Source organism: Mesobacillus sp., from assembly GCF_049588175.1.
Classification (GTDB): Bacteria; Bacillota; Bacilli; order Bacillales; family Cytobacillaceae; genus Mesobacillus.
The window spans coordinates 1-1,733 of sequence record NZ_JBAVFI010000157.1; the positions used below are offsets into that span (position 1 = coordinate 1).

Here is a 1,733-nt window from a genome sequence, read left to right on the forward strand (position 1 = left end):
CAAATTTCGGTCATTCCGGGAGATACGATTGTATTCTCATCTTCACCAATTCCTGGCAACACGATCAGTGTTAACCGCGTGATTGATAAGCTTCACCGCATCGGTGCTGACATCATTCACCATAAAATCAGTGAAGTCCATACTTCAGGTCACGGGAAGCAGGAAGAGCAGAAGCTGATGATCAAGCTGTTGAATCCAAAGTATTTCATTCCGATTCACGGAGAATACCGGATGCTCAATCAGCATGTGAAATTGGCTGAGCAATGCGGGATTCCTAGTGAAAATTGCTTTATTTTAGACAATGGAGATGTTCTTGAGCTTTCTGCAGAAGGCGGCCAGGTAGGCGGTAAAGTCCCTGCACAGCCTGTGTATGTGGACGGAAGCGGCATCGGAGATATCGGAAACATTGTTTTAAAAGATAGAAGAGTGCTGTCACAGGATGGACTCGTCATCGTCACGATGATGATCGACCGCGAGAAAAACCAGCTTGTCAACAAGCCGACGGTCGTAACAAGAGGATTCGTCTATGTGAGAGAATCTGGCAACCTTATGAAAAATGTTGAAGAGGTCATCAATGATAAAATCGTTACTGAACTCGCAAACGGCACGAAGGATTGGTCAAGTCTTAAAAAAGCTGTAATCGACGTCGTCAATCCATTGCTATATAGCAAGACTGGCAGAAGGCCGATGATTTTACCGATCATTATGGAACTTAAATAAAAATCTGAGCACACTAAACATAAACCCGTTTAGTGTGTTTTTTTGTGCTTAAGGAATGGAAAGCCTAATTTAATTGCCTTAAGGAAACTTTTTTGCCCCTCTGTCACGAACATGGATAAGGGTAAAAAGATTGCTATAGACCCACACATAAATCGATTGTTAAAATGTTTTAGCAGTTGATTGGAGGATTTAGAGATGGATGAACAGCGTTATTCCAATTTGAAATTAGGCGAGCGGGGAGCAATCATCAGCATCGCTGCGTACATAATTTTATCCGCGTTAAAATTGTTTGTCGGATATATCAGTGATTCAGAGGCTTTAATGGCCGATGGATTGAATAACACAACAGATATTTTAGCTTCCGTTTCCGTATTGATTGGATTGCGTCTGTCGCAGAAACCGGCAGATGATGACCATTTATACGGGCATTGGAAATCAGAAATGGTCGCGTCGATGGTCGCGTCCTTTATTATGATTCTTGTCGGGCTCCAGGTGTTATACAGCGCGGTCACTTCGATTTTTGAAGGAGGAAATGAAGCGCCAGATCTCATTTCTGCCTGGACAGGCTTATTTGCCGCCTTGGTAATGTACTTGGTCTATCGATACAATCGCAAGCTTGCTCTTAAAATAAAGAGCCATTCCGTTATGGCAGCAGCAAAGGATAATCTGTCGGATTCATGGGTTAGTATCGGTACAGCGGTCGGCATCATCGGGTCGCAGTTTGGCTTGCCGTGGCTGGATCCTGTCACAGCTGTCATCGTTGGCGGACTGATCTTAAAAACAGGGTGGGACATTTTCCGTGAAGCCTCCCACCAGCTTACCGATGGATTTGATGTAGACTTGATCAAGGACTATAAAGAAACAATATGCGAGGTTCCGGGTGTAAAAGGAATCAAAGACTTAAAGGCCAGGAGCTATGGCAACAACATCGTCGTCGACACAGTCATCACCGTGAATCCCGCGTTGGATATCAGTACAGCACACGATATCTCAACGAGAGTCGAGCAGAAGCT

2 protein-coding genes are annotated in these 1,733 nt (G+C 44.3%); both read left to right on the forward strand.

Features of this window, described 5'->3' with window-relative positions; genetic code table 11:
- Positions 1-720 (forward strand): ribonuclease J (locus WB217_RS03785; protein WP_423990783.1); only part of this gene is annotated, 720 nt, incomplete at its 5' end.
- A 195-nt stretch (positions 721-915) separates the two neighbouring features.
- A partial coding sequence (locus tag WB217_RS03790; protein ID WP_423990785.1) for a cation diffusion facilitator family transporter occupies positions 916-1,733 on the forward strand: 818 nt, incomplete at its 3' end.